This is a genomic window from Streptomyces dysideae, assembly GCF_001514305.1.
GTDB classification, from domain to species: Bacteria; Actinomycetota; Actinomycetes; order Streptomycetales; family Streptomycetaceae; genus Streptomyces; species Streptomyces dysideae.
In genome coordinates this window covers 49,401-65,254 of the sequence record NZ_KQ949114.1, presented here as the reverse complement: position 1 = coordinate 65,254, position 15,854 = coordinate 49,401, and the positions used below count along the sequence as shown (strand labels likewise).

Sequence of the window (15,854 nt, the reverse complement as noted above, 5' to 3'; positions counted from 1 at the left end):
GTGCGAAACCCCGAACGGGGTGGGTGAGAGTGGGGCCGGCTCAGCCCTGCTGGAAGAGCTCCGCGGGCAGCGGCTTCAGGAGTGCGTACAGGTCGTCGGTGATGGGGCGGTCCCAGGCGGCGATGGTGACCAGGACGTTGTCGCTGCGGTCGAACTGGACGCAGGAGATCCGGCTCTCGGAGAGCTTGAGGCGGCGCACGATCAGGAGGTTGTCGCCCTGCATCACCGGGACGTCCTCGGTGCCGACGACGGTGACCTCCTCGTCGTTCTCGAGGGCGACCAGCAGCTGGCCCACCTCGAAGGGGATCTCGCCCTCGGCGATCTCGCGGGCCGGGGAGCCCTCCGGCAGGTTACCGATGACCATCGCGGGGCCGCGGCCGCCGAACAGGTCGTAGCGCAGGAACACGCCCTGGCAGGTGCCGTCGGGGGCGGGCAGCAGGCCGGCGCCCAGATTGCCGGGCCAGTCGCCCGGGTCCATGGCCAGTACGTCGAATTCGGGCCCGGCGGGAGTGGCACTGCGGCGGCGGAGGAACGACATGCCGCCCATGGTACGTGGCCGGGGCAGGTCCGTGACGTGCGGGCGGAGCTATCCGCGGGACCATTCCGGGAGCGCCGTCGGCAGGCCCGTGTGGTCCGTGCCGAGCTTGCGGTAGACCGCCGAGAGCAGGCGGACGACGGTCGGCTCGTCGGTGTGGAGTTCGCGGGCGGTCTCGGCGGTGGTGCGGCCGCGGACGGTGAGGGTGGCCGCGGTGCGTTCGCGGGCGGTGAGGGTGTCGGTCGGGGTGCTGTGCAGGAGGCGGGGGCGCAGTCCGGCGGCGTTGAGTTCGTCACGGGCGGCCTCGACGAGACCGTCGGCGCCGCACTGCACGGCCGCGTCGAGGCCGCGGTAGAGGTGGTCGGCGGATTCCCGGGGGCGGCCGGTGCGGCGCAGTTCGGTGCCGAGGGCGACCAGGGCGCAGGCGAGTTCGTACGCGGACGGGGAGCGCTCCAGGTAGGCGACGGACTCCTCGAGGTACTTCACACGCGTCGCGCCGGAGGAGACTTCGGCGGCCGTGCGCAGGGCCTGGCCGATGGCGGACGGGGTGCCGAACTGGCGGGCGCGGGCGAGTGCTTCACGGGCGGTGGCGACGGCGCGTTCGGGGGTGTCGTGGCGCTCGGCGCGGGCGAGGTGGAGCTGCCAGGGGCACCAGGCGGGGTTGCGCATGCCGCGCGGGTCCAGCCGGCGGCCCGCGGCGGCCAGCTGCTCCGCCGCGTCCTTGCTGAGGCCGCGGGCGAGGAGCAGCTCGCCGTGCACGGTCTGGGCGTCGGGGAAGACGACGGCGGCCGGGAAGGGCTCGCCGAAGCAGTAGTCGTCGGCGATCTGCGCGGCCTCGGTGATCCGGCCGCGGGCGAGGAGGACCTCGATGAGGATGCCCACGGCGTACCAGTGGGCGGGGGTGCCGGGTCCGACGCGCTCGGCGAGCCGGAGTCCGGCGCGGACGAAGTCCTCGGCCTCGGGGAGGCGGCCGCGCCGGTAGCGGACGTAGGCGAGGAGCGTGTACGCGAAGGAGAGGTGGGCACCGCGCCAGCCCTGCCGTTCGAAGCCGGCGATGCCCTCGGTGAACAGCTCCTCCGTGCGGCCGGGCCGGTCGGCGTACATAAAGGTCAGGGCGACCAGGACGGGGACCTCGAAGCCGCGGTCGGGTTCGGCCCAGCCGAGGCCGCCGTCGAGGGCGCGTTCGGCGTGCTGGAGGGCGATGTGGGCGGGTTCGCCGCGCAGGACGGCGTCCCAGGTGCGCAGGCCGATGACGTACCGCTCGGTGAGGTCGCGGCCCTTGAGCCGGTCGGCGAGCCGGGTGAGGCGGCGGGAGCGGGAGGGGTGGTCGGGTTCGTCGGCGCGGAAGGCGTCCCACATGAACTGCTCGGCGGTCATGCGCAGTCTGACGCGGGCGTCGTCGGTGACGCGGATCTCGCGGGCGAGGGTGTCGGAGGCTTCGGCGAGGCGGTCGCTGTGGGCGAGGACCTGGGAGAGGCGGTAGACGATGTGGTGCCTCAACTCCGGGTCGCTGATGGGTTCTTCGAGGGCGGCGCGCAGATGGTTGACCGTGGTGGCCGGTTCGGTGAGCAGGGAGGCGCTGCCGAGTTCGTACAGGACGGCGGCCCGGCCCCCCGGGGGCGGGGGTTCGCGGAGGGCGCGGGCGAGGTAGCTGCGGGCGGCGTCGGGGGCACCGGCCCGGAGGGTCTCCTCGGCGGCGGCGCGCAGTTGCTGCACGACCCACGTGTCGCCTTCGGGGTGGGTCTCCAGGAGGTGGCGGGCGGCGGCGGAGGGGCCGAGGCCGTCGTCGATGACGCACCAGGCGGCCTGGCCGTGCAGGGCGACGCGGACGCCGGGCGGTATGGCCCGGTAGACGGCGGTGGCGATGAGCGGGTGGACGAACTCCAGGGTGTCCACGCCGGTGAGGATGCGGACGCCGCGCAGGGCGTCGGCGGCGTCGGCGGCCTCCTCGGGGCCGACTCCGGCGACGGCCGCGGCGAGGGCCGGGCGGATCTCGGTGCCGAGGACGGCGCAGGCCCAGGCGAAGCGGACGGTGGAGGCGCCGAGGCGTTCGAGGCGGGCGACGAGGCCACTGCCCTTGACGGCGGCGGCGAGGTCGCGCAGCAGATGGGCGCCGGTCTCGGTGGGGGCGAGGCCGCGATCGCGCACCTTGGCCAGCAACTCGACCGTCTCGAAGGGGTTTCCGGCGGTGACGGCCCAGCACTCCCGGCAGAACGCGTCGTCGGTGTAGGCGCCGAGCGACTCCCGGGCCAGGCGGGCGACGGCGGCGGCGCTGAGCGGCTCCAGGCCGATGGGGCGTCCGCCCGCACGGCCGGGCAGGTGACGGAACGACTCGGCGTGGTCGGGGAGTTCGTCGGGCCGGTAGGCGACGACGACCAGCATCGGCAGTTCCTCGGCGCGCGGCGCGAACGCGGCCAGCCAGCGCAGGGACTCGGGGTCGGCCCAGTGCGCGTCGTCCAGCACCAGGACCATCGGGGCGCGTTGCACGGCGAGGTGGGTGAGCACCCAGTCGAGGCCGTCGCGCAGGCCCTGCTGGTCGGGCGGGGCGCCGCCGGTCGGGGCGCACAGGCCGAGGGCGGGGCCGACGATGTCGTACCAACTCCCCAGCGAGGAGCGGAGTTCGGACTCGGGTGCCCCGGCGAGCCGCGGCTGGAGGAGCTGCCGGGCGACATGGAAGGCGACGCGCTGTTCCTGGTCGCCGCCCCGGGCGGACACGACGGTGCAGCCCCGGGCGGCGGCGCGGCGCCGGACCTCGGCGAGGAGGGTGGTCTTGCCGATGCCGGCGCGGCCGGCGAAGGCGAGCAGGGCGCCGCGGGGGCGGTCGGGGGGCCCGGCGCCGTCCAGGCGTGAGCCGACGAGCTCCCCCAACGCCTCGTCGACGGCGGAGAGTTCGGTCTCGCGCTCGAAGAGCGTCCTTCTGCGCTGCACCATGCCGCACCCCCTGTCACGGTGGTGCGCCCGCGCGGGGAGCGGGCGCGCTCCGTGACCTACAGGCACCTCAGCGTACGCGCGACGGGGGTCACGCGACCCGCCCTGACCGTTTCTGATCGATGCTGTTCTACGACTGTCTTCTTGTGTCGTTCGTGGTGGCGGGCGACGCTGGCACGGTTCCCGCAGGACGGCGTGCACCACTCCTGACGCGGGGGCGACCGCGGCAGCGTCCTGCCCAGCACCGAACCACAGCACCGCTCGATGTCGGCGGCGTGCGGCTCGACACCGCCCAGCGCGGCGGCCAGCGCGGCGCCGACGGCGCCCGAACCACCGGTGGCCTTCGGCGGACGCCTCACTCCTCCGGCGGCGCCGGCGGTACCACCGCCACCGGGCTCGCCGCATGCAGCAGCACCGCCTGCGTGACCGAGCCCATCATGCGGGCCGGTGCCAACAGGCGGCGGCGGTGGCGGCCGACGACGACTAGGTCGGCGTCCTTGGAGGCCGCGACCAGGTGGCCGGCCGCGTCGCCCGGGGCCGGGTAGGGGTCGGCGCGGACCTCGGGGTGGCGTTCGCGGTGCGGGGTGAGGAAGCCCTCGGCGAGGGTGCGGGTCTCGTTCTCGACGGCGTCCTGGTCGACTGCCGGCGGTACGAGCTCGCCGGGGGCAGCCGTCCAGACCTGCACCGGCCACGGGTAGGCGGCGACCACCTGGAGGCGGGCGCCGCGCAGGGCGGCCTCGGTGAAGGCGAAGGCGAGTGCGGCCTCGTCGGGGCTGTCGACCTGCAGGCCGACGACCACGCGCGGCCCGGGTTCCACCGCCGGCCCCTCGTGGTCCCCCACTGCCCGAAAGGCGTGGGAGGTGCCCCCATCGCGCCCGGGCCGGGACACCACGACGACCGGGCACTCGGCGTCACGGGCGGCGGCCATGCCGTTGGAGCCGAGCAGCAGGCTGGCGAAGCCGCCGCGGCCCCGGGAGCCGAGCACCAGCAGCTGGGCGGTGGAGCCCAGCTCGGGCAGCACGACGCCGGGTGCGCCCTCCATGCCGAGGTACTCCGTCACCGGCCGGTGGACCTGACCCTCCAGGTAGGCGCGCACCTGCTCGAGGACCGGATCGTCATCGGGCTCCGGCAGCGCGCCGGCAGCCAGAAGGTCCGGCGGCGTCCAGGCGGCGTACTGCCGCACATGGACCACCCGCAGCGGCGCCCCGCGCAGCCGCGCGGCGTCGAGGGCCCAGTCCAGGGCGCGCAGGCTGTCGTCCGAACCGTCGACCGCCGCGATCACCGGCAGGGTGCTCATGGGTTCCTCACTCCGGAGTACGACCGCCCCCGTCCTGGGGCCAGCCTGGCTCAGGCGTCGGCCCCAGGAGGGTGTCGAGGTCGCGTGTCCGGAAAAACGGGGCGGAACACCCCGGATCGGCCCGCCGGCTCAGGTGAGGTCGAACTCCCCTTCCCGCGCTCCCGACACGAACGCGCCCCATTCCGCAGGCGTGAAGATCAGGGAAGGGCTCTCCGGGCGGCCGCTGTTGCGCATCGCGATGAATCCCTCGACGAAGGCGATCTGGACATCCCCCCGTCCGCGGCTGCTCGAGTGCCACTCGGCGTTGCTGAGGTCCAGCTCCGGCTTGTCCCAGCCCGCGAGCGGCTGCTGCATCATGGTGCTCTCGGCCACGTCCGTGCTCCTCCCGGTTCGTCGTCCGCGGCCAGCCTAGCGATCGGTTCCGGGCGCCGACAGGTCACGTGAGGGGGACCTTTCAGGAGTCGGGCGGTTCGGAGCCCACGAGCCACATCGAGAAGAACTGGGACCCGCCGCCGTAGGCGTGCCCGAGCACCCGCCTGGCGCCTTCCACCTGGTGTTCTCCGGCCTGGCCGCGCACCTGGAGGGCCGCTTCCGCGAACCGGATCATGCCGGAGGCGCCGATGGGATTGGTCGACAGGACACCGCCCGACATGTTGACGGGCAGGTCCCCGTCCAACTCGGTCACCCCTGACTCGGTCAGTTTCCAGCCCTCGCCCTCGGCGGCGAAGCCGAGGTTCTCCAGCCACATGGGCTCGTACCAGGAGAACGGTACGTACATCTCGACGGCGTCGATGTCCCGGCGCGGGTCGGCGATCCCGGCCTGGCGGTACACGTCGGCGGCGCAGTCCTTGCCGGCCTGCGGCGACACCGCGTCCTTGCCGGCGAAGAGCGTCGGCTCGCTGCGCATGGCGCCGCCGAGCATCCAGGCGGGCGGACGCGGGGCGCGGGCGGCTCCGGCCCGGTCGGTGAGGATCATGGCGCAGGCGCCGTCCGAGGAGGGGCAGGTCTCCGAGTAGCGGATCGGGTCCCACAGCATGGGTGAGGCCTGGACCTTCTCCAGGGTGATGTCGTGCTCGTGGAGGTGTGCGTAGGGGTTCTTCAGCGCGTTGCGCCGGTCCTTGTAGGCGACGAGCGAGCCGACCGTGTCGGGGGCGCCGCTGCGCCGCATGTACGCCCGCACGTGCGGCGCGAAGAACCCGCCCGCCCCGGCCAGCAGCGGCTGCTGGAAGGGGATGGGCAGGGACAGCCCCCACATGGCGTTCGACTCGGACTGCTTCTCGAATGCGAGGGTGAGCACGGTGCCGTGCACGCCGGCCGCGACGAGGTTGGCGGCGACGAGCGTCGTGGACCCGCCGACCGAGCCGGCCGTGTGGACCCGCAGCATCGGCTTGCCCACGGCGCCCAGTGCGTCGGCGAGGTACAGCTCGGGCATCATGACGCCCTCGAAGAAGTCGGGCGCCTTGCCGATGACGACGGCGTCGATGTCGGCCCAGGTCAACTCGGCGTCGTCGAGGGCGCGTCGGGCGGCCTCCCGCACCAGCCCGGCGATCGACACGTCCCGGCGGGCGGCGACGTGCTTGGTCTGGCCGATGCCTACGACGGCCACGGGCTCCTTGCTCATCGCGGATCCCCTTCGAGTACGGCGACCAGGTTCTGTTGCAGGCAGGGACCGGACGTGGCGTGGGCGAGGGCCCGGTCGGACTCGCCCCGGTGGATGCGGGCGGCGGCCTCGCCGATGCGGATGAGGCCGGCGGCCATGACCGGGTTCGCGGCCAGCGCCCCGCCGGACGGGTTGACGCACACGGTGTCGTCGAGCCGCAGCGCCTTGCGCAGGATGGTCTCCTGCGAGGTGAACGGCGCGTGCAACTCGGCGGTGTCGACGGGCCGTTCGAAGGCGCCGGCCTGCTCGGCGGCCAGGCGGGTGGAGGGTGAGTCGGTGAGGTCTCGGACGCCGAGGCCGTGTGCCTCGATGCGGTGGTCGATGCCGCGGATCCAGGCGGGCCGGGAGCACAGTTCGCGGGCCCGGTCCCCCGCCGCGAGGATGACGGCGGCGGCGCCGTCACCGACGGGCGGGCAGTCGCCGGTACGGAGCGGGCGTACGAGGTACTCCCCCTGCGGCACCGAACCCCGCAGCTGGGCGTGGCAGTTGGCGGCGGCGTCCGCGCGGCTGCGGGCGGCGACGGAGGCGAGGGCGGGCTCGTCCGTGTCGCCCGCGTCGATGAGCGCCTGCGCCTGGAGGGCGGCCAGGGCGACGGAGTCGGGCCAGAGGGGGGCGACGTAGTAGGGGTCGAGCTGGCGGGTCAGGACGTCGCGCAGGGGGCCGGGTGAGGACTTGCCGTAGGAGTAGACGAGCGCGGTGTCGGCGTCTCCCGTCAGCAGTTTGGTCCACGCCTCGTACAGCGCCCACGCGCCGTCCATCTCGACGTGCGACTCGGAGATCGGCGGCCAGGCGCCCACGCCGTCGAGGGCGAGGGTGAAGGAGAAGGCGCGGCCGGCGAGGTAGTCGCTGGAGCCGGAGCAGGTGAAGCCGATGTCGGCGGTCTTCAGACCGGTCTGCGCGCGGACCTCGTGCAGGACCGGCATCAGCATCTCGACCTCGGAGAGCTCCTCACTGGTGCGCAGGTGGTCGGTCTGGGCGAAGGCGACGACGGCGATCTCACGGGTCACAGCAACTCCTTGTACGTGTCGTAGTCCGCGTCGGGCTCGCCGGTCGGCCGGTAGTGGTCGGGGTAGCGGGCGCCCTCCGTCCACACCGGTTCGACACGGAGGCCCATGCGGACCTGGTCATAGGGGATGCCGCCGATACGTCCGTGCAGCGCGAGGTCGGCGCCGTCGAGGGCGATGTGGCCGTAGACGTAAGGCACTTCGATGTCGAGGTTCTTCGCTTTGATGTTGACGATGCAGAACGTGGTGACCGTGCCCCCCGGCCCCACCTCGACCTGCTCCGCTGTGGCCACGCCACAGGTGGGGCACGCACCCCTCGGCGGGACGTACACCTTGCGGCAGGACGGGCAGCGCTCGCCGACCGTGCGCCGACCGGAGAGGGCGGCGATGTAGGCGCTCTGGGCGCGGCCGGGCGAGTAGGTGTAGTCGAGGCGGGCCGGGGCCACGATGCCGGTGGCCAGGTCGGCGAACTCGCCGGTGTGGGGGGTGGGTTCGTGCTGGTGACGGCCGTCGTACGGCTCGAAGCAGGCGATGTCCGTGATGGCGCCGGTGCGTTCGCCGGCCCAGCGGATCCGGACGCGCATGCCGGTGTGGACGGCGTCGGGGCCGGGGGCGTCGAGGGCGTGCAGGAGGGCGGTGTCGGCGCCGTCGAGGCGGACCAGGGCCCAGGCGAAGGGTGTGGAGAGGGGCTGGCCTCGGCGCGGGGCGTGGTTCCAGGCCCACGTGGTGACCGTGCCGGTGGGGGCGACCTCGACCAGGTCGCGGATCTCGTCGGCGGTGACGGGGTCGTACTCGACGGGTGGGACGAGGACACGGTCGTCGGTCGTGCGGACGCCGAGGACGACGCGTTCACGCAGGCCGGTGAGGAAGGCGCTCTGGACCGGGCCGAGGGAGCGGGTGAAGGGGAACTCCACGACCAGGGGGGCCTTGAGGACTTCGGGCATCGCGGTCTCTCTCCTTCGCGGTCAGGCGCGCTTGTAGACGGGCGGTCGCCTCTCCGCGAAGGCGCGGGCGCCCTCCTTGGCGTCGGCGGTGTCGAAGACGGGCCAGCCGCGCCTGAGTTCGGCGGCGAGACCGTCGGCCTCGGTCATCTCGGCGGTCTCGTACACCGACGCCTTGACGGCCTCGACGGCGAGCGGGCCGCAGGCGTTGATCTGTTCGGCGATCTCCAGGGCCTTGGCCAGTGCCGTGCCGTCGGGGACGACATGGCCGATCAGTCCGATGCCGGCGGCTTCGTGTGCGCTGTACGGGCGACCGGTGAGCAGCATCTCCAGGGCGTGCGTCCGTGGGATCTGGCGCTGCAGCCGGACCGTGGAGCCGCCGATGGGGAACAGACCGCGCTTGACCTCGAACAGCCCGAAGGTGGCGGACTCGCCCGCGACCCGGATGTCGGTGCCCTGGAGAATCTCGGTGCCGCCCGCGACGCAGTACCCCTCGACGGCGGCGATCACCGGCTTGCGGGGGCGGTGGTGGCGCAGCATCGCCTTCCAGTGCAGGTCCGGGTCCGCCTTGAGCCGGTCCCGGTACTGCTCGCCCTCCATGCTCTTTCCCGCCAGGGCCTTGAGGTCCATGCCCGCGCAGAAGGCGCCGCCCGCGCCGGTCAGCACGATCGAGCGGATCGCGTCGTCCTCGTCGGCCTCGACCCAGCCGTCGTACAGGCCGACGAGCATGGACAGTGAGAGCGCGTTCTTGGCGTCGGGCCTGTTGAGCGTGAGCACCAGTGTGGCGCCTTCGCGCTGCACAGCGAGGTGTTCCGTCCCACCCATGATGGTCCTCCGTCTCCGTCCCGCCTCCGGAACGAGAACAGGTTGCAGGAGGTGTGCGGCCAGTACAAGAGTTTTCTGACAGTCAGTCAGATTTCTTCTGCGCGGGCCCTTCACAGTTGTGCCGCCCTTTGCTCTGATGACCGGCGAACCGACGGATGGAGGAACGGTGGAGTACAACCTTGCCGACCTGTTCGAGTCGGTCGTCGACGTGGTCCCGGACCGCGAGGCCCTGGTGTTCATCGACCACCCGGGCACGGGTGCGGAGCGCCGGCTGACGTACGCGGAGCTGGACGCGGCCGCCAACCGCGTCGCTCACCATCTGATCGACAGCGGGATCCGGCCCGGCGAGCACCTGGGCCTCCACCTCTACAACGGGGTCGAGTATCTGCAGACGGTGCTGGGCTGTCTGAAGGCCCGGATCGTTCCGGTCAACGTCAACTACCGCTACGTGGAAGAGGAGTTGGTCTACCTCTACCGGGACGCCGATCTGGTGTCCCTGGTCTTCGAGGCGGAGTTCACGGACCGGGTGGCGGCGGCGCTGCCACAGGTGGCGGGGCTACGGCATCTCGTACGGGTCGGGGATCCGGTGGCGGCGGGGGCGGCTGAGGTGCACGCTGTCGCCTTCGCGGACGCCGTGGCAGCCGGGTCGGCCGGGCGCGGGTTCCCGGCGCGGTCGGGGGACGACCAGTTCATCATCTACACCGGCGGCACCACCGGGATGCCCAAGGGTGTGATGTGGCGTCAGGAGGACCTGTTCTTCTCGGGGTTGGGGGGTGGCGCGCCGACCGGTGAACCGGTGAAGAAGCCGGAGGAGCTGGCGGAGCGGGTCGCGGCGGGCGGGTCGGGGATCACGTTCTTCCCGACGGCTCCGCTGATGCACGGGACGTCCACACTGACCGCATTCATCGGTTTCAACTTCGGGCAACGGGTCGTACTCCACCGCAAGTTCGCGCCCGAGGAGGTGCTGCGGACGATCGAGCGGGAGAAGGTCACCAGTGTGTCGCTGGTCGGCGACGCGATGCTGCGGCCGCTGATCGACGCGCTGAGCGGGCCGCTGAAAGGCACGGACTGCTCGTCGATGTTCAGCGTGTCGTCGTCTGGGGCGATCATGTCGGACACGGTGCGCCGGCAGTTCCAGGCGCTCGTCCCGAACGTCATGCTGCTCAACAACTTCGGCTCCTCCGAGTCCGGCTTCAACGGTACGGCGACGGAGGACTCCGGGCCCGAGCGCGGCTTCCGCATCCGCGTCAACTCCCGTACCCAGGTGGTCGATCCCGCCACGCACGAGCCGGTGGCGGTGGGCGAGGTGGGGCGGGTCGCGCAGTGCGGTCACGTCCCCCTCGGGTACTACAACGACCCGCGGAAGACCGCCGAGACCTTCTTCGAGAAGGACGGCGAGCGGTGGGTGCTGCTCGGCGACATGGCCACGGTCGACGAGGACGGCGTCGTCACGGTGCTCGGCCGGGGCTCGCAGTGCATCAACACCGGCGGGGAGAAGGTGTACCCGGAGGAGGTCGAGCAGGCCCTCAAGTCCCATCCGGACGTGTACGACGCGCTGGTGGCCGGGGTGCCGGACGCGAAGTGGGGCCACCATGTGGCGGCGGTCGTACAACTGCGCGACGGCGCCGCGCGGCCGTCCCTCGACACCATCCAGGCGCACTGCCGTACCCACCTCGCCGGGTACAAGATCCCGCGGCAGCTGGTGATCGCGGACGCCATACGACGGTCACCGAGCGGCAAGGCGGACTACCGGTGGGCGCGGGAGGTGGCGGTGGCGGCGGACCGGTGATCCCGCCGGGGCCGATCCGGTGAATTCGGGGCGGCGTGACTGAACCGGAGATGACGTGCGACCGTACTGATGGTGGCGGGCCGTCACCCGGGTCGGTTCGTCGTGCCAGCACCGGGTTTGCAAGGAAAGGTCCTTCGTGTCGCACTTCACGCCCTCTCGTCAACTGCAGGAGACCGACGGCGGGACGGAACCGGATGGCGACGGTGCAGGGCGCGAGGGGGTTGACGGGGGCGAGAAGGCCGACGGGTTCAAGGGAGTTCGGGAGGCTGAAGGAACGTCCGAGGAAGCTGCGGAGGCCGAGGGGGTCGATGGGCGCGGGGAAGCCGAAGGCGGCAAGCAACCCGCGGAGACCGAGGAGCCTGAAGGGACCGGCGAGTCCGAGGAGCCCACGGATTCCGGCGAGGCCGGGAAGTCCCTCACCGCGTCCGAGGCCGATGCCGAGGAAGTTACGGAGGACGCCGAGACTGTCAGCGCGTCGGCCACCCCGACGGCATCCACCCCCGCCACCTCCCCCTCACCCGCTCGCGCGGGTTGGTTCGGCCGGCGGCGGAAGTATCCGCGTGTCGCGCGGGGCGTGACCGTCGGCACCACTGTTCTGGCCGCGGCGCTGGTCCTGTTCACGCTCCTCGTGCCGAACCGGCTCGAGAAGCTGACGTTCGGCTCGTTCCTGCGTATCCCGGCGGAGGGGATCCTGCTCGCGGGTCTGCTGCTCGCGGTGCCGCCACGGTCCAGGCGGATCTTCGCGGTCGCCGCGGGTGCCTTCCTCGGCCTCCTGACCGTGCTGAAGTTCGTCGACATGGGCTTCTACTCGGTACTGGTCCGCCCCTTCGACCTGGTCCTGGACTGGATCCTGCTGGACGACGCGGCGGAGTTCGTGCGGGAGTCGTTCGGCCGGACCGGCGAGGTGCTGGCGATCGTCGCGGTGCTCGTGCTGCTCGTCGCCGTGCTGGTGCTGACGACGCTGGCGGTGCTGCGGCTGACGAACCTCATGGTCCGGCACCGTCCCGTCGCCGCCCGGACGACGCTGATCCTGGGCACGGCCTGGATCACCTGCGTCACCCTCGGCGTGCAGTTCACGAACGTGCCGGTCGCCTCGAAGATCAACGCCGACTACGTGAACAAGCGGGTGGAGCAGGTGCGCGCGGGCCTGCGGGACGGCCGGGTCTTCCAGAAGCAGGCCGCCGTCGACGCGTTCGCGGCCACGCCGCCGGACCAGTTGCTGACGGGGCTGCGCGGCAAGGACGTCCTGTTCACGTTCATCGAGAGCTACGGCCGGGTCGCGATCGACGACCCGGCGATGGCGCCGGAGATCGACGCGGTGCTCAAGGAGGGTACGGCCTCCCTCGACACGGCCGGGTTCCAGTCGCGCAGCGCGTGGCTCAAGGCGCCGGTGACGGGCGCCGGCAGCTGGCTGGCCCACTCCACGTTCCTCTCCGGCCTGTGGATCAAGAACCAGCAGCGGTACCGGAGCCTCACCACCAGCGACCGCGCGACGCTCACCAGCTACTTCCAGAAGACGGGTGCGTGGCGCACGGTCGGGATCGTACCGGGGGTGCGGCGGGCCTGGCCGGAGGGCAAGTTCTTCGGGCTCGACCACATCTACGACTCGGAGCACCTCGGCTACCAGGGCCCGTACTTCAGCTGGACGCCGGTTCCGGACCAGTTCAGCATGGAGGCCTTCGAACGCCTGGAGCACGGCAAGGAGAACCGTGACCCGATCATGGCCGAGATCATCCTGGCCTCCAGCCACAACCCCTGGTCCCCCATCGCCCGCATGATCGACTGGGACGACCTCGGTGACGGCTCGGTCTTCGACCAGATCAAGAAGGAGGGCACGGACCCCAAGGAGGTCTGGCAGGACCCGGAGAAGGTCCGCACGGAATACCGCCGGGCCATCGAGTACTCGATCACCAGCGTCACCGAATGGCTCGAGCGCTACGGCGACGACAACACGGTCCTGGTCTTCCTCGGCGACCACCAGCCCGTCCCCACGGTCACCGCGGGCAACACCAGCAAGGACGTGCCGATCACGATCGTGGCCCGCGACCAGAAGGTCCTGGACAAGATCTCCGACTGGAGCTGGACCCCCGGCCTGAAGCCCGCATCGGACGCCCCGACCTGGGGCATGGACAAGTTCCGCGACCGCTTCATGACGGCGTACGGCCCACAGACCGGTTGACCGCTCCCCTCCGTACGGCGTAGCAGGACGCGCCCGGGCGAGGGCGGCGTCCCTAAGGTCGCAATGACGGCCGGTCACCGAGACCGCCGGGCCAAGAGAAACGACGCCCATGAAGATACGCGGACACGCGCTGTGCACCGCCGCGATCACCGTTCTCCTGGCCGCCGGGCCGACAGTCGGCCTCGCACACGCCCAGGCCGACCTGGACTGCAGCGACTTCGCCTTCCAGGAGGACGCGCAGGCGGAGCTGAACCGCAACCTCAACGACCCGCACCGCCTGGACGAGGACCGGGGGACGGACGACGGCATCACCTGCGAGGTGCTGCCGCGCCGCGGTACGACCGGCGTGACGGCCTCCCAGCTTCCCGCACGTGGCGTCAACGCGGACGTCGGTGGCAGCACCGGGCCTTCGGTCCTCGAGGTGGCTGTGGGGGCAGGCCTGGCCGTCAGCGCGTTCGCCCTGGCCGCCGGCCACACGGTCCGCCGACGGCGGAGGCTCAGCCGCTGAAGCACGTGGGACGGCCGTTGCCGGGGATCAGGCATACCCGGGCATCCCGTGGGCCGTCCGCCGGCGTCAGGGGTGTCATCGGGGTGGCGAGACAGGCGTTGCGGTCGTTCGTGGTGCCTGTCTCCAGGCGCCGTCGTCATCGGCTGCTCGCGGGTGGTGGACTCCGGCAGTGCGTTCGAGCCGGACGCCAAGACCAGGGCGATGCCGGCCGCGGCCGACAGCAGCGCAGCCGGCGCGTACGCCGTACGAAGCGGTCATGTCCGGTGCCCGGCCGGGGAAGAGCAGGGCACCACTCGGACCAGCCGTACTGGGCCGCCCGGGTGGCCGAGCTGGGCATCGGCGCGGCACACATCGGTCCGGCACCGACCTTCGACTCCCTGTCGGCCGCGCTCACCACGGCCCTGGCCCCCGAGACCCGAGCACGGGCGAGGCCCGTGGCTGGCACGATCCGCACCGACGGGGCGACCGTGGCCGCGAAACTGCGGCTCGACGCAGTCGGCCGGGGAAGGCCGCCCGTGTCCGCGTGAACCACGAGGAATCGTCGGGCAAGGGGGCCGGCTCCTCGCCCAGCGCTGCGAACCGCTGTCCACGGCAGAGTTCTGTACGGCGGCTCGGTCAGAAAGTGCGGGCGAGTCACTTGCCTGTTCAACGGCCTCCTGGATTACTGATCCCGAAGACCTCGACCGAATGATCGGTCGCCCGGCTTGATGCGGTTGGTGAGGGAGAAGTGCCGATGGCGGATGCGACGGAGCTGCTGGACCCGGGAGAACGGCTCGGGCCCGAGGCGTTGCGCGCGTTGCAGTTGGAGCGGTTGCGGGCATCGCTGCGGCGCGCGTACGAGAACGTGCCGTTCTACCGGGAGGCCTTCGACAAGGCGGGCGTACGGCCCGAGGACTGCCGGTCGCTCGGTGATCTCGCCCGGTTCCCGTTCACCACCAAGGCCGACCTGCGCGAGAACTATCCGTACGGGATGTTCGCGGTGCCGCAGGAGCGGATCCGGCGGATCCACGCGTCCAGCGGTACCACCGGTCGGCCCACCGTCGTCGGTTACACGGACGGCGATCTCTCCCTGTGGTCCGACATGGTGGCGCGTTCCCTCCGCGCGGCGGGCGGGCAAGCCGGGGACACGGTGCATGTGGCGTACGGCTATGGGCTGTTCACGGGTGGGCTTGGGGCCCATTACGGGGCCGAGCGGCTCGGCTGTACGGTCATTCCCGCTTCCGGCGGTATGACGGCCCGGCAGGTACAGCTGATCCAGGATCTGAAGCCCGGGATCATCATGGTCACGCCGTCCTACATGCTGACCATCCTCGACGAGTTCGAGCGGCAGGGCGTCGATCCGCGGGGTACCTCCCTGCGCGTCGGTGTCTTAGGGGCCGAGCCGTGGACCGAGCAGATGCGGCGTGAGATCGAGGTGCGGTTCGCTATCGACGCCGTCGACATATACGGGCTGTCCGAGGTGATCGGGCCGGGCGTGGCCCAGGAGTGCGTCGAGACCAAGGACGGGCTGCACATCTGGGAGGATCACTTCCTTCCCGAGGTCGTCGATCCGGTCACCGGTGAGGTGCTTCCGGACGGCGCGGAGGGCGAGCTCGTGTTCACCTCGCTCACCAAGGAGGCCATGCCCGTCATCCGGTACCGGACACGGGACCTGACGCGGCTGCTGCCGGGGACGGCCCGGGTGTTCCGGCGGATGGAGAAGGTCACCGGACGCAGTGACGACATGGTCATTCTGCGTGGGGTGAACCTGTTCCCGACGCAGATCGAGGAGATCGTGCTGCGGACACCGGGCGTCGCCCCGCACTTTCAGCTTCGGCTCACCCGCGAGGGGCGCCTCGACGCCCTCACCGTCCGGGCCGAGGCGCGGCCCGGAGCCGCACCCGAGACCCGGGACGCCGCCGCGCGGGCCATCACCGCGGCCGTGAAGGACGGCATCGGGGTGTCGGTCGCCGTCGAGATCGTCGAACCGGAGTCCCTGGAGCGGTCGGTGGGCAAGATCCGGCGGATCGTGGACCTGCGGCCGCGCTAGGGGCTGTCCGGTGGACGGGTTTCTAGGGGGTGTTTCGAAAGTCCTGTGCGGTGCCCGCGGTGTCCGGTGCGTGCTCTCGGCGTGCCGGGTACAAGCCCTCGTACTGGACGTACCTGGGTTTGTGCCCGGTGCGGCGAGTGGGGGCACCTCCCACGCCCT

General features: G+C 71.9%; 13 protein-coding genes and 1 pseudogene. 5 read left to right on the top strand and 9 right to left on the bottom strand.

Annotated features, from left to right (window positions below; translation table 11 throughout):
• Positions 1-40: 40 nt before the first annotated feature.
• The 9 genes from AQJ91_RS40555 to AQJ91_RS40520 form a co-directional block, all read right to left on the bottom strand.
• Positions 41-538, bottom strand: a complete 498-nt coding sequence (locus tag AQJ91_RS40555; protein WP_067032702.1) for a glycosyltransferase family protein — start codon at positions 536-538, stop codon at positions 41-43.
• Between the two features lie 48 nt (positions 539-586).
• On the bottom strand, positions 587-3,466 hold the full coding sequence (locus AQJ91_RS40550; RefSeq protein WP_067032613.1) for an ATP-binding protein: 2,880 nt from the start codon (positions 3,464-3,466) through the stop codon (positions 587-589).
• A 56-nt stretch (positions 3,467-3,522) separates the two neighbouring features.
• Positions 3,523-3,708 (bottom strand): CGNR zinc finger domain-containing protein, encoded by a 186-nt coding sequence (locus AQJ91_RS58580; protein ID WP_407697001.1) that lies wholly within the window; start codon positions 3,706-3,708, stop codon positions 3,523-3,525.
• A gap of 110 nt (positions 3,709-3,818) precedes the next feature.
• Entirely contained in the window at positions 3,819-4,760 is a 942-nt protein-coding gene (locus AQJ91_RS40545) for a universal stress protein (RefSeq protein ID WP_067032612.1), read from the bottom strand.
• Between the two features lie 129 nt (positions 4,761-4,889).
• On the bottom strand, positions 4,890-5,132 hold the full coding sequence (locus AQJ91_RS40540; RefSeq protein ID WP_067032611.1) for a DUF397 domain-containing protein: 243 nt from the start codon (positions 5,130-5,132) through the stop codon (positions 4,890-4,892).
• Between the two features lie 82 nt (positions 5,133-5,214).
• Positions 5,215-6,381, bottom strand: a complete 1,167-nt coding sequence (locus tag AQJ91_RS40535; RefSeq protein ID WP_067032610.1) for a thiolase domain-containing protein — start codon at positions 6,379-6,381, stop codon at positions 5,215-5,217.
• On the bottom strand, positions 6,378-7,427 hold the full coding sequence (locus AQJ91_RS40530) for a thiolase domain-containing protein (RefSeq protein ID WP_067032608.1): 1,050 nt from the start codon (positions 7,425-7,427) through the stop codon (positions 6,378-6,380). Before AQJ91_RS40530 ends, AQJ91_RS40535 begins: the two co-directional genes overlap by 4 nt.
• Positions 7,424-8,368, bottom strand: coding sequence for a Zn-ribbon domain-containing OB-fold protein (locus AQJ91_RS40525; RefSeq protein ID WP_067032604.1), 945 nt, complete (start codon positions 8,366-8,368; stop codon positions 7,424-7,426). The genes AQJ91_RS40530 and AQJ91_RS40525 overlap by 4 nt, the downstream gene beginning before the upstream one ends.
• Before the next feature lie 21 nt (positions 8,369-8,389).
• Positions 8,390-9,190, bottom strand: a complete 801-nt coding sequence (locus AQJ91_RS40520; protein ID WP_067032601.1) for a crotonase/enoyl-CoA hydratase family protein — start codon at positions 9,188-9,190, stop codon at positions 8,390-8,392.
• 166 nt (positions 9,191-9,356) lie between these two features.
• Between AQJ91_RS40520 and AQJ91_RS40515 the strand changes: the two genes are divergently transcribed.
• The 5 genes and pseudogenes from AQJ91_RS40515 (at position 9,357) to paaK (ending at position 15,695) form a co-directional block, all read left to right on the top strand.
• A complete protein-coding gene (locus AQJ91_RS40515) occupies positions 9,357-10,979 on the top strand; it encodes an acyl-CoA synthetase (RefSeq protein ID WP_067032599.1) in 1,623 nt (540 codons plus the stop codon).
• Positions 10,980-11,115: 136 nt separating this feature from the next.
• Positions 11,116-13,158, top strand: a complete 2,043-nt coding sequence (locus AQJ91_RS40510) for a sulfatase (protein WP_067032596.1) — start codon at positions 11,116-11,118, stop codon at positions 13,156-13,158.
• A gap of 109 nt (positions 13,159-13,267) precedes the next feature.
• Complete coding sequence (locus AQJ91_RS40505; RefSeq protein ID WP_067032593.1) at positions 13,268-13,666, top strand: hypothetical protein; 399 nt, start codon at positions 13,268-13,270, stop codon at positions 13,664-13,666.
• A gap of 293 nt (positions 13,667-13,959) precedes the next feature.
• Positions 13,960-14,193: pseudogene (locus AQJ91_RS40500) on the top strand (glycosyltransferase); the annotation flags it as partial.
• Between the two features lie 206 nt (positions 14,194-14,399).
• A complete protein-coding gene (gene paaK / locus AQJ91_RS40495; protein ID WP_067032583.1) occupies positions 14,400-15,695 on the top strand; it encodes a phenylacetate--CoA ligase PaaK in 1,296 nt (431 codons plus the stop codon).
• Positions 15,696-15,854: the final 159 nt, after the last annotated feature.

Bases quoted from the DNA above. Each gene is read 5' to 3' on its own strand.
- AQJ91_RS40555 (WP_067032702.1), bottom strand. From the start codon at position 538: ATGTCGTTCCTCCGCCGCCGCAGTGCCACTCCCGCCGGGCCCGAATTC.
- AQJ91_RS40550 (WP_067032613.1), bottom strand. From the start codon at position 3,466: ATGGTGCAGCGCAGAAGGACGCTCTTCGAGCGCGAGACCGAACTCTCC.
- AQJ91_RS40545 (WP_067032612.1), bottom strand. From the start codon at position 4,760: ATGAGCACCCTGCCGGTGATCGCGGCGGTCGACGGTTCGGACGACAGC.
- AQJ91_RS40535 (WP_067032610.1), bottom strand. From the start codon at position 6,381: ATGAGCAAGGAGCCCGTGGCCGTCGTAGGCATCGGCCAGACCAAGCAC.
- AQJ91_RS40525 (WP_067032604.1), bottom strand. From the start codon at position 8,368: ATGCCCGAAGTCCTCAAGGCCCCCCTGGTCGTGGAGTTCCCCTTCACC.
- AQJ91_RS40520 (WP_067032601.1), bottom strand. From the start codon at position 9,190: ATGGGTGGGACGGAACACCTCGCTGTGCAGCGCGAAGGCGCCACACTG.
- AQJ91_RS40505 (WP_067032593.1), top strand. From the start codon at position 13,268: ATGAAGATACGCGGACACGCGCTGTGCACCGCCGCGATCACCGTTCTC.
- paaK (WP_067032583.1), top strand. From the start codon at position 14,400: ATGGCGGATGCGACGGAGCTGCTGGACCCGGGAGAACGGCTCGGGCCC.